Annotated in this window: 10 protein-coding genes; 8 read left to right on the top strand and 2 right to left on the bottom strand. The window is 71.5% G+C overall.

What is annotated here, in order from left to right; translation table 11 throughout:
• Positions 1 to 211 precede the first annotated feature (211 nt).
• Genes FZC61_RS15600 through FZC61_RS15590 form a run of 3 tightly spaced genes read left to right on the top strand, consistent with a single transcriptional unit; the run spans position 212 to position 3,758 of the window.
• Complete coding sequence (locus FZC61_RS15600) at positions 212 to 1,153, top strand: LLM class F420-dependent oxidoreductase (protein ID WP_148615097.1); 942 nt, start codon at positions 212 to 214, stop codon at positions 1,151 to 1,153.
• Entirely contained in the window at positions 1,150 to 2,052 is a 903-nt protein-coding gene (gene dapA, locus FZC61_RS15595) for a 4-hydroxy-tetrahydrodipicolinate synthase (RefSeq protein ID WP_148615096.1), read from the top strand. Before FZC61_RS15600 ends, dapA begins: the two co-directional genes overlap by 4 nt.
• Before the next feature lie 20 nt (positions 2,053 to 2,072).
• On the top strand, positions 2,073 to 3,758 hold the full coding sequence (locus tag FZC61_RS15590; protein WP_148615095.1) for a ribonuclease J: 1,686 nt from the start codon (positions 2,073 to 2,075) through the stop codon (positions 3,756 to 3,758).
• A gap of 87 nt (positions 3,759 to 3,845) precedes the next feature.
• Here the strand turns inward: FZC61_RS15590 and FZC61_RS15585 are convergent, their stop codons facing one another.
• Together FZC61_RS15585 and FZC61_RS23735 are read right to left on the bottom strand one after the other, a co-directional pair.
• Positions 3,846 to 7,238 carry a M4 family metallopeptidase gene (locus FZC61_RS15585; RefSeq protein WP_170286122.1) on the bottom strand — a complete coding sequence of 1,131 codons (3,393 nt, stop codon included), beginning with the start codon at positions 7,236 to 7,238 and terminating at the stop codon, positions 3,846 to 3,848.
• 240 nt (positions 7,239 to 7,478) lie between these two features.
• Complete coding sequence (locus tag FZC61_RS23735) at positions 7,479 to 7,763, bottom strand: hypothetical protein (protein WP_148615093.1); 285 nt, start codon at positions 7,761 to 7,763, stop codon at positions 7,479 to 7,481.
• On the opposite strand from FZC61_RS23735, the gene FZC61_RS15575 reads away from it, so the two are divergent.
• The 5 genes from FZC61_RS15575 (at position 7,756) to FZC61_RS15555 (ending at position 18,767) form a co-directional block, all read left to right on the top strand.
• A complete protein-coding gene (locus tag FZC61_RS15575) occupies positions 7,756 to 10,221 on the top strand; it encodes an FtsK/SpoIIIE family DNA translocase (protein WP_246142726.1) in 2,466 nt (821 codons plus the stop codon). The two genes, FZC61_RS23735 and FZC61_RS15575, sit on opposite strands and share 8 nt — an antisense overlap.
• The gene (locus tag FZC61_RS15570) at positions 10,218 to 11,702 is read left to right on the top strand and encodes a helix-turn-helix domain-containing protein (protein WP_148615092.1); all 1,485 of its coding nucleotides are present in this window, start codon (positions 10,218 to 10,220) and stop codon (positions 11,700 to 11,702) included. The genes FZC61_RS15575 and FZC61_RS15570 overlap by 4 nt, the downstream gene beginning before the upstream one ends.
• A 113-nt stretch (positions 11,703 to 11,815) precedes the next feature.
• Positions 11,816 to 13,183 carry a 30S ribosomal protein S12 methylthiotransferase RimO gene (gene rimO / locus FZC61_RS15565; protein ID WP_211357287.1) on the top strand — a complete coding sequence of 456 codons (1,368 nt, stop codon included), beginning with the start codon at positions 11,816 to 11,818 and terminating at the stop codon, positions 13,181 to 13,183.
• Complete coding sequence (pgsA, locus tag FZC61_RS15560) at positions 13,180 to 13,800, top strand: CDP-diacylglycerol--glycerol-3-phosphate 3-phosphatidyltransferase (protein ID WP_148615090.1); 621 nt, start codon at positions 13,180 to 13,182, stop codon at positions 13,798 to 13,800. Before rimO ends, pgsA begins: the two co-directional genes overlap by 4 nt.
• 194 nt (positions 13,801 to 13,994) lie before the next feature.
• Positions 13,995 to 18,767 carry an ExeM/NucH family extracellular endonuclease gene (locus FZC61_RS15555; RefSeq protein ID WP_170286121.1) on the top strand — a complete coding sequence of 1,591 codons (4,773 nt, stop codon included), beginning with the start codon at positions 13,995 to 13,997 and terminating at the stop codon, positions 18,765 to 18,767.
• Positions 18,768 to 18,879 lie beyond the last annotated feature (112 nt).

The raw sequence follows: 18,879 nt of genomic DNA, 5'->3' as shown, positions 1-18,879 counted from the left end.
CCGGTCGCGATCCGATGGCACGACCGGATGGATGGAGGGGACGCCCCGCCGCCTCCCTCAAGCTCGACGGGGCGTCTTGTGACGCGCCCGATCGTGGGGACGAGAACGCGCGCGCCGACGTGGCGAGCCTAGGTGCCCGCGACCGGCCGGTGGGGGCGAACGCACCAAGAGCCGGAATCTTCCGCCGCCACCGGCCTGGCAGGGTGGAGGCATGGACCTCCGCATCTTCACCGAGCCCCAGCAGGGGGCGACCTACGACGACCTGCTCGCGGTGGCGCTGCGCGCCGAGCAGCTCGGTTTCGGCGCCTTCTTCCGCTCCGACCACTACCTCGGCATGGGCACCGCGGGCCTGCCCGGGCCCAGCGACGCCTGGGTCACGCTCGCCGGCCTGGCCCGCGACACCTCGACGATCCGGCTCGGCACGCTGATGACCAGCGCGACCTTCCGCCACCCCGGCCCGCTGGCCATCACCGTCGCCGGCGTCGACCAGATGAGCGGCGGTCGGGTCGAGCTCGGCATCGGGGCGGGCTGGTTCGAGGCCGAGCACCAGAGGTACGGCATCCCGTTCCCGTCCGTGGGGGAGCGGTTCGACCGGTTCGAGGAGCAGCTCGCGGTGATCACCGGGCTGTGGGCGGCCGACACGGCCGAGGGCGGCTTCTCCTACGACGGCGCGCACTACCAGGTCACCGACAGCCCCGGTCTGCCCAAGCCGACCCAGGCCAAGCCGCCGGTCATCATCGGCGGCGCCGGCAAGCGGCGCACGCCGGCCCTCGCCGCGGCGTACGCCGACGAGTTCAACGTGCCGTTCGCCGACACCGACACGACCCGCACCCTGATCGAGCGGGTGAGCCGGGCCTGCGAGGACGCCGACCGCGACCCCTCGACCATGCGCTGGTCCAACGCGCTGGTGGTCTGCGTCGGGGCCGACGAGGCGGAATTCCGCCGCCGCGCCGAGGCGATCGGCCGCGAGCCCGACGACCTGCTGACCAACGGCGTCGCCGGCACCCCCGACCAGGCTGTCGAGACGCTGGAGCGCTACGCCGCCGCGGGGTCCGAGCGGGTCTACCTGCAGGTGCTCGACCTGGCCGACCTCGACCACCTCGACCTGCTGGCGACGTCGCTCGTGCCCGCTGCCGATAGCCTGGGGGCATGACGCGACCGACGACACCTCGTGGGCCGTTCGGCACCGTCCTCACCGCGATGGCCACGGCCTTCCGCCCCGACGGGTCCGTCGACCTCGAGGCCACCCAGCGCATCGCCCGTCACCTCGTCGACCACGGCCACGACGGCCTGGTCGTCTCCGGCACCACCGGTGAGTCGCCGACGACGACCAAGGAGGAGGACGGCGAGACGCTCCTGGCCGTGCGTGAGGCCGTAGGCCCCGACATCAAGCTCGTCGCGGGTGTCGGCACCAACGACACCAGCACGTCGACGTGGCTGGCCCAGCAGGCCCGCAAGAACGGCGCCGACGGCATCCTGCTCGTCACGCCCTACTACAACAAGCCCGGCCAGCGCGGCATCCTCCAGCACTTCCGTCAGGTCGTCGAGGCCGCCGAGCTGCCCGTGATGCTCTACGACGTCCCGGGCCGCACCGGCAGCCAGATCGCGGTGGAGACCTACGTCGAGATGGCCGGCTGGGAGCCGGTCGTCGCGGTCAAGGACGCGGTCGGCGACCTGCCTCGCGGCAGCCGGCTCATCGAGCTCGGCTACTCCCTCTACTCCGGCGACGACATCCTCAACCTCGCCTGGCTGGCCCACGGCGCGGTCGGGTTCGTCTCGGTCCTGGGCCACGTCTGCGGCGACGAGCTGCGCGAGATGTACGACGCCTTCACCGGTGGCGACCCGGTGCGGGCCCGTGAGATCTACGTCCGGCTCCTGCCCGCGATCCACGCGGTCATGGGCGCGCCCAACTACGGCGCCACCACCGCCAAGGCCGGCCTCGAGCTGCTCGGCATCCTCGACAACCGCCGCGTGCGCTCCCCGCTCGCGGCGCTCGACGACGACGAGGTGGCCGAGCTGCGTGCCGGCCTCGTCGCGTCGAACCTCCTCTGACCCTCCGTTAGGACGTCACCTTGTCCCACCCTCACCCCGAGCTGTCCGCGCCGCCCGAGCTGCCGAAGGGCGGGTTGCGCGTCATCCCGCTCGGCGGCCTCGGCGAGGTGGGCCGCAACATGACGGTCTTCGAGTACGACGGCCGGCTGCTGATCGTCGACTGCGGCGTGCTGTTCCCTGAGGACCACCAGCCCGGCGTCGACCTGATCCTGCCCGACTTCGGCCCCATCCGGGACCGTTTGGCCGACGTCGAGGCGCTCGTGCTGACGCACGGGCACGAGGACCACATCGGCGCGACGCCGTACCTCCTGCGTGAGCGCCAGGACATCCCGCTCGTCGGCTCCGAGCTCACGTTGGCGCTGCTCGACAGCAAGCTGCGCGAGCACCGCCTGCGCCAGACCGTGCACCACAAGGTCAAGGCCGGCGACCGGCTGCTCTTCGGGCCCTACGAGCTCGAGTTCATCGCGGTCAACCACTCCATCCCCGACGCGCTCGCGGTCGCCATCCGCACCGGCACCGCCCTGGTGCTGCACACCGGCGACTTCAAGATGGACCAGCTGCCCCTCGACGGCCGCATCACCGACCTGCGTGCGTTCGCGCGCCTCGGTGAGGAGGGCGTCGACCTGTTCCTGACCGACTCCACCAACGCCGAGACCCCCGGGTTCACGCCCTCGGAGAAGTCGATCACCCCGGCCATCGACCAGGTCTTCCGCGAGTCGAAGCAGCGCATCATCGTGGCCTGCTTCGCCTCCCACGTGCACCGCGTGCAGCAGGTGCTCGACGCCGCCGTCGCCCACAACCGCAAGGTCGCCTACGTCGGGCGCTCGATGGTGCGCAACATGGGCATCGCCCGCGACCTGGGCTACCTCACCGTCCCGGGCGGCACGCTGGTCGACGCCAAGGACCTCGCCGACCTGCCGCCCGAGCGTCAGGTGCTGATCTCCACCGGCAGCCAGGGCGAGCCGATGAGTGCGCTGAGCCGCATCGCCCAGCGCAACCACCACTTCGTCCACATCGAGGAGGGCGACACCGTCCTGCTCGCCAGCAGCCTCATCCCCGGCAACGAGAACGCCGTCTACCGCGTCATCAACGGCCTGGCCCGCTGGGGCGCCAATGTGGTCCACAAGGGCAACGCGCTGGTGCACGTCAGCGGCCACGCCAGCGCCGGCGAGCTGCTCTACTGCTACAACATCGTCAAGCCCCGCAACGTGCTGCCGGTGCACGGCGAGATCCGACACATGCTGGCCAACGCCGCACTCGCGCGCTCGGTCGGTGTCGACAACGTCGTGGTCGCCGAGGACGGCGTCGTCGTCGACCTCGTCGACGGTGTCGCGTCGATCTCCGGCAAGGTCGAGTGCGGCCTGGTCTTCGTCGACGGCACCTCGGTCGGCGACATCACCGAGGCCGACCTCAAGGACCGCCGCATCCTGGGGGAGGAGGGCTTCATCTCGGTGATCGTGGTCGTCGACTCCGTCAGCGGCAAGGTCTCCGCCGGCCCCGAGATCCACGCCCGCGGCTTCGCCGAGGACGACTCGACCTTCGAGTCGGTCAAGCAGCCCGTGGTCGACGCCGTCAACGCCGCGTTGGCCGAGGGCAGCGTCGACTCCTACCAGCTCCAGCAGACCGTACGCCGCGTCGTGGGCCGCTGGGTCAGCAACACCCACCGCCGCCGCCCGATGATCATCCCGGTGGTCGTCGAGGCCTGAGGCCCCGCTCTGCCGACCATCGGTCGCACGACGAAGGACCCCCACCGGCGTGAGCCGGCGGGGGTCCTGTCGTTGGTGCGGGGGGTGCTACTTCTTCACGATGATCGTGATCCGGCGCGCGGTGCTCGGCAGGTAGTTGACCCCACCGAGGTAGCTGGCCGTCAGACGCGTGAGCCCGACGCTGCTGAGCTTGCGCGTCGTGATCGTGACGGTCCCGTCGGACAGGACGCCGCGCCCGTAGACCACGCCGCCCCGCTTGAGGACGACGCGACCCGTCGGCGTACCGGCCGAGGAGGCGACCACGACCTTGACCTTCGCCCGCGCGTTGCGCTTGACCTGAGCAGGGGCGGAGACGACCTGCGTCGTCGAGGCAGCGCGGTCGACGGTCACGGTGACGTCGACGGTGCTGGCGCCGTACTGGCTGTCGCCGGAGTAGTCGACGGTCCAGTCGTACGACCCCGCCCGGACGGTGGCCGGGAGCGGGATCGAGGCGGCCCCGTCGGCCAGCGTGGCGGTGGCGATGGTGGTGTCACCCGACAGCAGCGTCACGGTGCCGGTGGCGCCGGCAGGAGCCGTGACCTCGACCGTGCTGGCCGTGCCGTACGTCGACGGCTCGGGGTCGTGGACGGCCGTGACCTCGGCGACCTTCTTGCAGACGCTGAGCTCGAGGTTGTCGAGGTACCAGCCGTCGTTGCCGCCGCACCCGTCGCGACCGAAGTCGAAGCGGATCTTCATCGAGTCGCCGGGCTTGGCGCCCAGCTTGGCGAGGGAGATCGTCGACTCGCCCCAGCTGCCGATGGTCTTGCCACCGTCGGTGCCGGTGAAGCCGGCCTGCCCGGCGAGCGGGCTGGTGTTGGTGGCGGAGGTGGCCATCGTGGCGTTGTAGGGGTTGAAGAGGAACGCCGAGGAGGGGACCGCGGTGAACGGGCCGCCGTTGAGGCTCACCTTGACGTTGCCGCCGTCGTAGCCGGCCTCGGTCGCCACGTAGTGGTCGAACGTGACCCGCGGCGAGGCGCCGCTCGGGACGGTGTAGGCCGGGCTGATCATCGAGTCCCGGCTGGAGATGTCGTCACCGGCGGAGCAGGAGCCCTCGTCGGGGTCGGCGGCGTAGGCCACGGTCCCGGCGCGACCGGCGGGAGCGGTGTCGTCGGCCTCCCACGGGTAGCCCTGGTTGCCCCCGGTCCCGAGCTGCTGCTCGAGGGTCCAGGCGCTGATGCCGTTCTCGAAGTCGTCGAGGACGGTCGTCTCGGTGACGGTGCCGTCACCGCACGGGTTCAGCGAGCCCGTGGCGAGCAGCGGCTGGAAGTTGCACTGGACCGGCTCGGTGCGCATCTCGACGGCCGTCATGGCCTTCGAGACCGAGGTGCAGTCGGCGGTCGTGAGCGGGGCGACCGCGGTCGGCCCGGCGTCGGTGGCGGTGGTGATCTTGTTGATCGTCTCGCCGACCAGGTCGGCGCACGACTGCTCCAGGGCGTCGGCCGCGTCGGTGAAGTCCGAGGACGGCGTCAGGTAGTGCGTCTGGGCGTACCACCAGATGTTGGCGGCCTTGTCGAGACCGAGACCGGTGATGGTCTGGCCGTTGAAGGTGCCGCCGTCGACGACCAGCGCGTAGGCGTGGTTGGGCACGCCGGAGTTGCCGTGCACGCCGCCGGAGTCGGTCAGGTTGGGGTCGCAGTTGTACTCGGCGTCCGAGACCTTGCCCGGGTTGCCGTAGCAGGTCGGGGTCCACATGTCGCGGATCGCTCCGCCGAAGGCCTCGGACTTCTCACCGATGAGCCAGCGGTTGGTGGGCGTCCGGCTCGAGGTGTCCTCGGCCGCGATCGACATCGTCACGGTGCCGGCGCTCTTGATCCGGGTGGCGTTGGCCTGGGTGACCATGAAACCGGGGATCGTCGAGGTGCCCGACGCCGTGCTCGGCAGACCGGCGACGTTCTGGCCCAGGACCAGGCCCGTGGCGCCGGCGGCCACCGCGTTGTTGATCTTGGTCTGGAAGGTGCAGCTGCCGCGGTCGGCGAAGGCGTAGTTGCCGACGATGGCCGCGGCGTTGGTGAAGGTCGAGCAACCGTCGGTCGTCGAGGGGCCGGCCTGGTCGGCGGCGTCGACGGCGACGACGACCTGCGGGGTCACCGGCGTGGTGGTGAAGGCCGGGCCGAAACCGGCAGCGGTCGCGGTGCACGGGCCCGCCGCGGCCGGAGGCGCGGTGATGGACACCTGGAGCTTGGCCGGCGCGGTCGGGTCGCACGCGCCGTCGGCGCGCTTGACCGTGAGGTCGCCCTCGCCCTCGTCCTCGCGGCCGTTGACCAGGTCGAGCGTCTCGCCCCAGACGTCGGAGTAGGACTCGTTGAGGGCGCCCGACTGGTACTGGTAGATCAGGCCGGAGGTGTACTCGGTGTAGGCGTGGCCCCACTCGTGCGCCACGACGTCGTCGGAGGTGACGCCGTCGCAGTAGTTGGTGGTGGTGCCGTTCCAGTTGGCGTTGGGGCAGCTGATGCGGGGGTCGTTGTTGACCGTGATCCGCTTGGCGCCGGCGCCGTCGTAGGAGTCGAACCCGAAGGCGTTCTCGTACATCCAGTAGGACTCACCGGAGGAGTTGACGAGGTTCTGCTGGTCGTCGTTGAGCGTGCCCGGGAACGGGTCGCCCTCCTTCCACACGGTGGTCAGCACCGGCGCCTGGGCGGTGCCGGTGGCCTCCTGCAGCTCGCGGTCGAGGCCGTCGGCGATCATCGAGTAGCGGTTGACCGGCTTGCCGGTGTTGGCGTCGATGAAGACCATGTCGCGCACGCTCTTGGCGTCGGACACCTCGACCACGTAGGCCAGGACGGCCGGGCCCCGGTCGCCGCGCAGCGCACCCATGCGATAGACGTTGAGCTGGTTGGCGACGGCCTTGACGCGGGTGGTGTCGGCCGGCGCGCCGGTCTCGCTGGTGGGCGGGTCGGACTTGACGAAGGCGACCGCACGCTCGGCGGCCTTGGCCGCGCTCACCCGAGGGGTGGTGGAGAGGTCGAGGTCGGGGGCGGCGTACCCGGCGATCGCGGTCAGGTCGCCGGACCTGTCGACGTTGGCCTTGAGCCGGGCACCGAAGACCGGGACGCCCTGGTACTGCTGGTCGTAGGTGACGACCCAGCCGTAGGCGTCGCTCAGGACGCGGCTCTGACGCAGCTGTCCGTCGGCCAGGCCGAAGGCCGAGCCGAACCGGTCGAGGTACGTCGTGGCCTTGGCGACGGCCGAGGCCTTGCTGGTCGCCTGGACCGTGGGCAGCAGGTCGGCGTCGGTGCCGCGGGCGGCGATGAAGCCGACCTTGCCCGTGGCCCGCGAGGTGGTGATGCGCACGCTGCCGTCGGCGGCGTCGCGCATCCGGGCGGTGACGGACGTGTCGTCGGCCGCCTTGGTGGACCCGACGGCGACCGAGGGGCCGCCCGGCAGGACCGAGAGCGTCGCCCCCACCACAGCCAGACTCAGTCCGGCCTTGAGGAATTTCACGTGATGTTCCCTCCGAGAGATGAAAATTTGGTGCATCTGTGATTTCGCGCACCGAACAGGCACCTTAGGCACCGCGCACCGGATGGTCCAGATCCAGCAAGTCACGGACAGGTAAACGCTGGCGCACGGTGGCATGCAGGCGTTGACAGCCGGGGCCGACCAGCTGTGACGCCTGGGTCGAGTGGGACGCAGGGGAGCGACACGCATCCACGTGATCCCTGTGACGCAAGTGGCGATCGCCTAGGTTGGTGGCATGGCGACCCGTACGTCTTCCCCGCCGGGGTCGCGCAGCTCGAGCACGTCCTCCCGCAGCAGGTCCGGCGCCGGCAAGACCGGTGCCACCAGGTCCAGCAGCGGACAGGCCCGATCGGGTGCGACACCCCGGAACGCACGGAAGACCCCGCAGAAGACCTCCTCGAAGGCCCCGCAGAAGAAGCGGCCCGCGACCTCGTCGCGCCGACCGGCCGCACGTCCGGCCCGACCGGCGCCCCGGGCGGTGCGCAGCGGGACCGGGCCGGTGGCCAAGGCCTTCCAGGGCCTGTTCCGCGGCCTGACGCTCGTCTGGCTCGCCGTCGCCCACGCGATCGGCTCGACGATCCGCGGGGTAGGACGCAGTGCGCGCGACCTCGAGCCCGAGCAGCGCCGCGACGGCGCCGGGCTCTTCCTCGTCGGTGTCGCCGTCGTCGTCGGTGCCGCCGTCTGGTTCGCCGCCCCCGGCGGCGTCATGGACCTGGGCCGCGCTGCGGTCGTCGGCACCGTCGGCAAGGTCGGCTGGCTGGTCCCGCTGGCCCTGGTCTGGGCGGGCTGGCGTCTCATGCGCCACCCCGTCGAGCAGGGCCCGGCCGGACGCCAGGCCGTCGGCTGGGTGGCGCTGTTCCTCGGCGTCCTCGGCGTCGTTCACATCGCCTCCGGCAACCCCCAACCCGTCGAGGGCGACACGACCCCGCTGCGCGAGGGCGGGGGAGCGGTCGGCTACGTCGTCTCCTCGCTCCTGCTCGACCTGCTGCAGTCGAGCGCCGTCGTGGTCCCGCTGCTGGTCCTGGTCGCGCTGTTCGGCGTCCTGGTCATCACCGCGACCCCTCTCTACCGGGTGCCGGACCGGTTGCGCGACCTCTACGACTTCGCGCTCGGCCGGCCGCCCCTCGACGACGACCACGCCGCCACCGCGCGCGCCCTCGACGACACCATCGACCCCGAGATGGGCGACCCGGCCTACGACAGCCCCGTCCTCGAGGACCGCGAGGTCAAGAGGCGTCGCAAGAAGGCGGTCGAGCCGGTCGAGGCGCCGCAGGACGCGCCGTTCGACGTCGAGGCCGACGCCGGTCCCGCCACCGAGGCGTTCGAGGCGTTCGACGCCCTCGACGTGGCGCTGGCCCACGACGACGAGCCGCTGCCGTCCGTCGTACAGACGCCCCAGCCGCCCGCCCGCGTCAAGGCGGAGCCCGCCGAGGTGCTCGAGCCGCCGCCGCACACCCCGATCGAGCCGCGCATGGAGCAGCTCGCACTGTCGGGCGACATCGTCTACTCCCTGCCGGCCAACGAGGTGCTCAAGCCCGGCTCGGTCCACAAGGCGCGCTCGGCGGCCAGCGACGAGGTCGTCGCCCGGCTGACCCAGGTGCTCGAGCAGTTCAACATCGACGCCCAGGTCACCGGCTACACCCGCGGCCCGACGGTGACCCGCTACGAGGTCGAGCTCGGCCCCGCCGTCAAGGTCGAGAAGGTCACGGCGCTGTCGAAGAACATCTCCTACGCCGTCGCGTCGGCCGACGTGCGGATCCTCAGCCCGATCCCCGGCAAGTCCGCGATCGGCATCGAGATCCCCAACGTCGACAAGGAGATCGTCAGCCTGGGCGACGTGCTGCGGTCCAACACCGCACGCGGCGACCACCACCCGATGATCGCCGGGCTCGGCAAGGACGTCGAGGGCGGCTTCGTCGTGGCCAACCTGGCCAAGATGCCCCACCTGCTGGTGGCCGGCGCCACCGGCTCGGGCAAGTCGTCGTTCATCAACTCGATGATCACCTCGGTGCTGATGCGGGCCACGCCCGACGAGGTGCGGATGATCATGGTCGACCCCAAGCGGGTCGAGCTCAACGCCTACGAGGGCGTGCCCCACCTGATCACCCCGATCATCACCAACCCCAAGAAGGCCGCCGAGGCCCTGGCCTGGGTCGTGCGCGAGATGGACCTGCGCTACGACGACCTCGCCAACTTCGGGTTCCGCCACATCGACGACTTCAACAAGGCCGTGCGCGCCGGCCGGGTCGAGGTCCCCGCGGGCAGCGAGCGGGTGCTGACGCCCTACCCCTACCTGCTGGTCATCGTTGACGAGCTCGCCGACCTGATGATGGTGGCCCCGCGCGACGTCGAGGACGCCGTCGTCCGCATCACCCAGCTGGCCCGGGCCGCCGGCATCCACCTGGTGCTCGCGACCCAACGGCCCTCGGTCGACGTCGTCACCGGCCTCATCAAGGCCAACGTGCCGTCGCGGCTGGCCTTCGCGACGTCGTCGCTGGCCGACAGCCGCGTCATCCTCGACCAGCCCGGCGCCGAGAAGCTCGTCGGCCAGGGCGACGGGCTGTTCCTGCCGATGGGTGCCTCCAAGGCCGTGCGCGTGCAGGGCTCGTGGGTCACCGAGGCCGAGATCGCCCAGGTCGTCAAGCACTGCAAGGCCCAGCTCGAGCCCAACTACCGCGACGACGTCACGGCGCCGGCGGCCAGCAACAAGGTCCTCGACGACGACATCGGTGACGACATGGACCTGGTGGTGCAGGCGATCGAGCTCGTCGTGTCGACCCAGTTCGGGTCGACCTCGATGCTGCAGCGCAAGCTGCGGGTCGGCTTCGCCAAGGCGGGCCGGCTCATGGACATCATGGAGAGCAGGGGAGTGGTCGGGCCGAGCGAGGGCTCCAAGGCCCGCGACGTGCTGATCAAGCCCGACGAGATCGACGCCGTGATCTACACCATCCAGGGGGAGCAGTGAGCACTGACCTGAACGCCGACCTGAGCACCGCGGTCGAGGTCGACGACGCCCCCCACGAGGAGACCTACGACGACACCGTGCAGGTGCGCCGCGACGGTCCGCTCTCGGGCCTCGTCGGCGTCACCGGCGCAGGCGTGTCGGTGGCCTACCTGCTGCGGGCCTCCGGCTCGGGGTCCCTGTTCGACTGGTCCGTGTGCCTGCTGACCGCCGTGATCGGCGCCCTGCACCTCGCGGCCGTCCTCGACGCCCGGGCGCCGCTCATGGTCATCGACCACCAGGGCGTGCGGGTGCGTCGCGGTCGCGTCTGGCATGGCGTCGCCTGGTCCGACGTCGACCGCGTCGAGCACCACCCCCGCACCTCGCTGCTGGGCGACGGCTCGTTGAGCGTGGTCGACCTCGACGGGCGCGTGCTGTCGGTGCGGCTGTCGCTCTCGACCCAGCTCACCGGCTCCGACTGGCACGAGCTGGGCGACGCGCTGCTCGACCTGAGCGAGGGCCGCACGACCGTCGTCGAGCCCGGCCCCGACGCGCCGTCGGCCCCAGCGCACGCCCCCGAGCACGCCCCTGAGGACGCCCTCGAACCCGAGCGCGAGCTGGCCGCCGTACGCCGCCGCGAGGTCGTGCTCGACACGACCCCCCGCGTGACCCCCCGCGAGCGGTCCGAGCTCGACCCGGACGACGACGAGACGTCGGTCGTGCTGCTGCCCAGCACCGTCGACCCCTCGGCGACCTCGACCATCGTGATCCACGCCGACGACGTCCCCGCCACGCCGGCCGACCCCGTCGTCGGACCGCTGCTGGTGGCCGCCCGGACCCGCGTGGGCCTCAGCGTCGACCAGCTCGCCGAGCGCACCCGGATCCGTCCCCACGTCATCGAGTCGATCGAGCTCGACGACTTCGGGCCCTGCGGTGGCGACTTCTACGCCCGCGGCCACCTGCGCACCCTCGCCCGCATCCTCGGCCTCGACGCCGAGCCCTTGGTCGCGGCCTACGACGAGCGCTACGCCGGTGCCCCGATCGACCCGCGCCGCGTCTTCGAGGCCGAGCTCGCCTCCGGCACGGGCGGGGCGATCCGCGGCACCCGCGGCCGGCTCAACTGGTCGGTGCTCGTCGCGGCCGTGATGGCCGTCGTGCTCGTCTGGTCGATCGCACGGCTCGTGATGGACGGTCCTGTGCCCGTCTCCGACCAGGTCGTGCTCAACGGCTCGCCCGGCGGCAGGGTGCAGCTCAGCGGCTCCACGGCCCGGGTCCCGGTGACGTTCACCGCGGTCACCGGGGGTGCGCGGGTGATCGTCCGCGACGCCCGCCAGAAGGTGGTCTTCGACGAGAACCTGCCCTTCAACCAGACCGCGGAGCTCGACGTCGTGCCACCGGTGCGCATCAACAGCACCGACGGTGGGCTCGTGGTGAGCATCGACGGCAAGGACCAGGGGCCGCTCGGCGCCACGGGCCAGGACGCCGCCCGGGTCTACGTGCCCTGACCGGCCGGGCATCCGGGCTGGCGGCTGCCGGGCTGGCGTTTCGCGCGACCCGGCACGGACCGTCATACTCGGAAGCACCTATGACGACTGACGCCGCCTCCGCACCTGACCAGCTGACCGTCGCGATGCTCACCCTCGGGTGCGCACGCAACGAGGTCGACTCCGAGGAGCTGGCCGGTCGCCTGGCGGCCGACGGCTTCCGCCTGGTCAGCGACCCGGCCCAGGCCGACACCGTCGTGGTCAACACGTGCGGCTTCGTCGAGCAGGCCAAGAAGGACTCCGTCGACGCCCTGCTCGAGGCCGCCGACCTCAAGGAGTCCGCCGGCAACGGCGGTCGCACCCAGGCCGTCGTGGCCGTCGGGTGCATGTCGGAGCGCTACGGCAAGGACCTCGCCGAGTCGTTGCCCGAGGTCGACGCGGTGCTCGGCTTCGACGACTACACCGACATCGCCGCGCGGCTGCGCTCGATCGTCGCGGGCGACAAGCACCACCCGCACACACCGTCCGACCGCCGCCTGCTGCTGCCGATCAGCCCGGTCGACCGCCAGGCCCCCGACGTCGCCCCGCGAGCCCGGCTCGAGTCGGGCCCGATGGCCCCCCTCAAGCTCGCCAGCGGCTGCGACCGGCGGTGCACGTTCTGCGCGATCCCCAGCTTCCGCGGGTCGTTCGTCAGCCGCCGCCCGTCCGACGTGCTCGCCGAGGCCCGCTGGCTGGCCGGCGAGGGTGTCCGCGAGCTCTTCCTGGTGTCGGAGAACTCCACGTCCTACGGCAAGGACCTCGGCGACCTGCGGCTGCTCGAGACGATGCTGCCCGAGCTGGCGGCGATCGACGGGATCGACCTGGTCCGCGTCTCCTACCTGCAGCCGGCCGAGACCCGCCCCGGCCTGGTCGAGGCCATCGCGACCACCCCCGGTGTGGCCCCCTACTTCGACCTGTCGTTCCAGCACGCCAGCGCCACGGTGCTGCGTCGGATGCGCCGCTTCGGCGACCCCGAGAGCTTCCTGGGCCTGCTCGACCAGGTCCGGTCCCACGCGCCGCTGGCCGGCGTCCGCTCCAACGTCATCGTCGGGTTCCCGGGTGAGACCGAGGACGACCTGCAGACGCTCTGCGACTTCCTCGAGGCCGCCCGCCTCGACGTCACCGGGGTCTTCGGCTACTCCGACGAGGACGGCACCGAGGCCGCGTCGTTCGACGACAAGCTCGACGACGACGAGGTCTGGGCCCGTGCCCAGCACGTCACCGCGCTGGTCGAGGAGCTGACGGCCCAGCGGGCCGAGGAGCGGATCGGCGAGGAGGTCCTGGTGCTGGTCGAGAGCACCGAGGACGGCACCGAGGGGCGCGCCGCCTTCCAGGGGCCCGAGGTCGACGGCACGACGACCCTCACCGGCGGCACCTTCGCCGTCGGCGACCTCGTCCCGGCCGTCGTCGTCGCCACCGACGGGGTCGACCTCGTCGCCCGCGCGACCGGAGCCCCGCGATGACCGACTCCCCTCAGCAGCAGGACCGGGTCGTCAGCAACTGGAACATCGCCAACGCGCTGACCGTGCTGCGCATCGTCCTCGTGCCGGTCTACGGCTGGTTCCTGCTGGGCCACGACCCCGACTCGATCCTGTGGCGCTGCCTGGCCTACCTCGTCTTCGCGGTCGCGATGATCACCGACAAGATCGACGGCGACCTGGCCCGCTCGCGTGGCCTCGTGACCGACTTCGGCAAGATCGCCGACCCCATCGCCGACAAGGCGATGACCGGCATGGCGTTCATCGCCCTGTCGATCGTCGGCGACGTCTGGTGGTGGGTGACCATCGTGGTGCTGCTGCGCGAGTGGGCGGTCACGCTCCTGCGCCTGTCGGTGGCCAAGGACGTCGTCATCGCCGCCGCGCGCAGCGGCAAGATCAAGACGATGCTCCAGGTCTTCGCCCTCGGCGGTCTGACCCTGCCCGGTCGCCAGCTCACCGGGTGGCTCGACGTCCCCGGCGAGGTGCTCTTCTACCTCTCGCAGACGCTGCTCGCCGGAGCCGTCGCGATGACGATGTGGTCGGGCTACGAGTTCTTCCGCGACTACTGGCGCCAGCGGCACGCGGCGGTTCCCTCCGCGTAGGCGGTCCCCACCGGACGTTTTCTCGTTGTTACCGCTCAGCGGTAGACAGCTTGTCGGTCCCGGGGCATATGGTTCAGGTCTTCCCCGGACAGGTGGTCCCCATGACCCCTGTCCTGTCCTGCGTTCTCGGCTTCTCGGTTCACCTCGGTTCGTCGTCTCTCCCTTTGTCGTCCCCTCGAAGGATCCCTATCCCTGTGTTCACGCACGTCTCGCCGCGCCCCGGCCTGATCGGCACGCTCGTCGCCGGTCTGGTCGCCACACCGCTGGCCCTCGGCCTCACCACCCCGCCCGCCCAGGCCAACCCGGCCGGCACCGGGCTCGTCGTCAAGGAGGTGTACGGCGCGGGTGGCAACAGCGGCGCCGTCTACAACGCCGACTTCGTCGAGCTCTACAACCCGACCGCGGCCGCCATCGCCCTGACCGGCAAGACGCTGCAGTACCGCTCCGCGAGCGGGTCCGTCGGCGGCACCGTCACCCTCACGGGCACGGTCGCGGCGAGCGGGCACTTCCTGGTGCAGATGAGCGCCGCCGGCGCCACGGGCGCCGCGCTGCCCACCCCCGACCAGACGGCCTCGCCCGCGATCGGCATGGCGGCGGCCGGGGGCCAGGTCATCCTGGGCACCGGCACGACCTACGGCACCGGTGACCTGGCGGCGGCCTCCGGCGTCATCGACGCCTTCGGCACCCTCGGCGCCACGTCCTACGAGGGCGCCCCCGCCGGCGCCGCGGCCAGCGCGACGCTCTCGCTCAACCGCACCGCCACTGGTGGCGACACCGACTCCAACGCAGCCGACTTCACCACCGCCGCGCCGTCGCCGACCGCGTCGGGCCTGGCCCCCGACCCGGAGCCGACCGGCCCCACCGCGGCCACGATCGCCGAGGTCCAGGGCACCGGCGCGACGTCCCCCCTCGCCGGCACCGAGGTGGTGACCACCGGTGTGGTCACCGCGCTCTACCCCGGCACCTTCAACGGGTTCTACCTCCAGACCGGCGGCACCGGCGGGCCCACCGACGCCACGACGGGCGCCTCCGACGCCGTCTTCGTCTACGGCGGCAGCGACTTCGACAACGCCCAGGGCCTCGCGCTGGGCGACTCGGTCCAGGTGACCGGCACCGTCTCGGAGTTCGCTGGTCAGACGCAGGTCACCGCAGCCGGCAGCGGCATCGAGGAGCTGGGCTCCGCGCTGGCCCCCGTGACACCGCTCGTGGCCGCCTACCCGACGACGACCGACGCGCGCGAGGCCCACGAGGGCGAGCTGCTCGCCCCGACCGACGCCTTCACGGTGACCAACGTCTACAGCACCAACCAGTACGGCGAGATCGGCCTGGCCACCGGTGACAAGCCGCTGCTGCAGCCCACCGACGTGGCGAGCGTCGGCACCCCCGAGTACGACGCGGTCGTCGCCGACAACGCGGCGCGCGCGGTCACCCTCGACGACGGCGCCAGCATCAACTTCCTGCCCTTCGGCGGCGGTGCCAACCAGGACATCCCCCTGCCGTGGCTGACCCCCACGCGCTCGGTGCGCGTCGACTCCGCCGCCACGCTCGTGGCGCCGGTCATCCTCGACTACCGCAACAACACCTGGAAGTTCCAGCCCCAGCAGCAGGTGACCGACGACGGTGCCGACGTGGCGACCTTCGAGGACACCCGGGCCGCCAACCTGGCGCCCGCAGCCGTCGGCGGCGACCTGCGGCTCGGCACCTTCAACGTGCTCAACTACTTCCCGACCACGGGCCACGTCTTCGAGAGCCGCGGAGGGTCGTGCACCTACTACACCGACCGCCAGGCCGACCCGGTGACGGTCAACACCTGCACCCCCAACGGCCCGCGTGGTGCGGCCGAGCTCGGTGACCTCCGTCGTCAGCAGGCCAAGATCGTCAACGCGATCAACACCATGGACGCCGACATCGTCTCCCTCGAGGAGATCGAGAACTCCATCAAGATGCTCGGCGAGACCGACCGTGACGCGGCGCTGAAGAAGCTCGTCACCGCGCTCAACGACGCTGCCGGCACCCGCCGGTGGGCCTTCGTCCCGTCGCCGGCCGCCGCCGACCTGCCGCCGGTGGCGTCGCAGGACGTCATCCGCACCGCCTTCATCTATGACCCGGCTGCCGTCAACCCTGTCGGTGCCTCCCGTGTCCTGGTCGGGTCGACCGCGTTCACCAACGCGCGCCAGCCGCTCGCCCAGGCCTTCAAGCCCGTGGGTGCCGGTGCCGACGCCGCGTTCTCGGTGGTGGTCAACCACTTCAAGTCCAAGGGCGACAGCACCCCGGCGGCGACCGGCGACAACGCCAACGGTCCGCAGGGCGCGTTCAACGGCGACCGCGTGCGCCAGGCCCAGGCCCTGACGAGCTTCGCCCAGCAGTTCGCCGCCGACCGCGGCACCGAGGCCGTCTTCCTGACCGGTGACTTCAACGCCTACTCGCAGGAGGCCCCGGTCACCACGCTGGAGGCCGCCGGCTACTCGCTGGTCGAGTCCGACGACGCCGACGACTACTCCTACAGCTTCAGCGGCTACTCGGGTTCCCTCGACCACGTCTTCGCCAACGACGCGGCCAAGGCGCTCGTGACGGGTGCCGACGTCTGGGAGATCAACGCCGACGAGCCGATCGCCTACCAGTACAGCCGTCGCAACTACAACGTCACCCAGTTCTTCGACGCCTCCGACCCGTTCGCGGCCTCCGACCACAACCCGGAGATCGTGGGCTTCACCGCTCCCGACGGCACGCAGACCGAGATCAACCTGCTCAACATCAACGACTTCCACGGGCGCATCGACGCCAACACGACGAAGTTCGCCACCACGGTGGAGCAGCTGCGGGCCGAGGGCGGCGAGGACAAGACCCTGTTCCTGTCCGCCGGCGACAACATCGGCGCCTCGCTGTTCGCCTCCTCGATCGACCAGGACGAGCCCACGATCGACGTCCTCAACGCGTTGCAGCTGCGGGCCTCGGCCCTGGGCAACCACGAGCTCGACCGGGGCTTCGCCGACCTGACGGGCCGGGTCAGCGACTCCGCCGACTGGGACTACCTGGCGGCCAACGTCTACCAGAAGGGCACCACCACCCCGGCGCTCGACCAGTACGACACCTTCGTGGTCGACGGCGTGACCGTGGGCGTCATCGGTGCGGTCACCCAGGAGACCCCGACCCTGGTCAGCCCCGGTGGAATCGCGGACCTCTCGTTCGGTGACCCCGTCGAGGCCGTCAACCGGGTCGCCGCCCAGCTCAGCGACGGTGACGACGCCAACGGCGAGGCCGACGTCATCGTCGCGGAGTTCCACGAGGGTGCCGGCGCGGGGATCCCCGACGGTGCCACCCTCGAGGACGAGGTCGCCCAGGGTGGCGCGTTCGCCTCGATCGTCAACGACACCTCCGCCGAGGTCGACGCCATCTTCACCGGGCACACGCACAAGCAGTACGCCTGGGACGGTCCGGTCCCCGGTCAGCCCGGTCGCACCCGACCGATCCTGCAGACCGGTTCCTACGGCGAGAACGTCGGTCAGATCAAGCTGACCGTCGACCCCGCCACCGGGACCGTCGTGTCCTACACCGAGCGCAACGTCGCCCGGGCCGCCACCGCCGACCTGGGCCTGCCCCGGGTGCAGCAGGTCAAGACGATCACCGACGCGGCGCTCGCCAACGCGGCGGCCGTCGGCAACCAGCCCATCGGGCAGGTCACCGATGACATCACGACCGCGTTCTCGGGCGGCTCCTACGGTGCCGACGGCTACACCGGCGGCTCACGTGACGACCGTGCGGCCGAGTCGACGCTCGGTGGCCTGGTGGCCAACGCCCTGCGCGACGGCGTGTCCGACTTCGCCGAGCCCGACCTGGGTCTGACCAACTCCGGCGGCCTGCGCGCCGAGCTGCTCTTCGCCGGCAACACCAGCACCGGCGGACCCAACAACACCGACGGCACGGTGACCTACGCCGAGGCCAACGCGGTGCTGCCGTTCAACAACACGGTGGCGATCGTCGACCTGACCGGGGCCCAGCTGAAGGCGGTCCTCGAGCAGCAGTGGCAGACCGACGCCGAGGGCAACATCCCCTCGCGTCCCTACGCCCAGCTCGGCATGTCCGACAACGTCGCGGTCGTCGCCGACCCGTCGCAGCCCGCCGGTTCGCGGATCGTCTCGGTGCGCATCGACGGCGAGCCCCTCGACCCGGCCGCGACCTACACGGTCTCGACCCTGTCGTTCCTCGCCCAGGGTGGCGACAACTTCCGGGCCTTCACCGAGGCGTCCTACGTCGACACCGGGCTGCTCGATGCCCAGCTGTGGCGCGACTACCTGGCCGACAACGCACCCCTGTCGCCCGACTTCGCGCGGCAGCAGGTCTTCGTCGACGGCCTCGGCGACAGCCTGGTCGCGGGCAAGACCTCGACGTTCACGCTGGGCCGTCCCGCGGGTGGGCCCCTCACCCCGATCACGGGCACGACCCTCGACCTCACGTCGCTGGGCAGCCCCGCCAACACCTCGGTGACGGCCACGCTCACCCAGGGCGGCACCGAGACGCCGCTCGGCGACTTCGCGGTCACCGACGGCACCGCGGCGGTCACGATCGCGGTGCCCGCCGGTGCTGCCGGAGGGGTCGTCACCTTCGTCGCCCAGCCGAGCGGCACCACCGTGACGGTTCCCGTCGTCGACGGGGGCACCACGCCGCCGGCGCCGGAGCCGGTCGTGCCCACGCTCACGGTCCGGCACACGCCGGCCACGGTGATCGCGGGCCGCACCCGGGCCACGCTGTCGGTCGTCGTGCGCAGCGCCGGCGCACCGGCCACCGGCTACGTGCAGGTGCGGGTGGCGGGCAAGACCTTCGTCCGCAAGCTGGAGGACGGCCGGATCTCGGTGCGGCTGCCGCGCTTCGCCACGCCGGGCGTCAAGACGGTCTTCGTCAAGTACGGCGGCAACGCCACCACGCAGAGCCGCACGACGACCCACACCATTCGGGTCGTGCGTCGCTGACGGTGCCGGACGGTGCCGGGCGGTGACGCCGTGACCGGGTGCTGACGCACCACTCTCGACGACGGGAGACCGACCTCGTGTCGGTCTCCCGTCGTCGTTCTGCGAGCATCGA

Source organism: Nocardioides rubriscoriae (assembly GCF_008087085.1).
GTDB classification, from domain to species: Bacteria; Actinomycetota; Actinomycetes; order Propionibacteriales; family Nocardioidaceae; genus Nocardioides; species Nocardioides rubriscoriae.
This window is presented reverse-complemented; position numbering and strand designations above follow the sequence as displayed.

Coding starts and splice junctions, on each gene's coding strand:
- FZC61_RS15600 (WP_148615097.1), top strand. CDS start 212: ATGGACCTCCGCATCTTCACCGAGCCCCAGCAGGGGGCGACCTACGAC.
- pgsA (WP_148615090.1), top strand. CDS start 13,180: ATGACCGACTCCCCTCAGCAGCAGGACCGGGTCGTCAGCAACTGGAAC.
- dapA (WP_148615096.1), top strand. CDS start 1,150: ATGACGCGACCGACGACACCTCGTGGGCCGTTCGGCACCGTCCTCACC.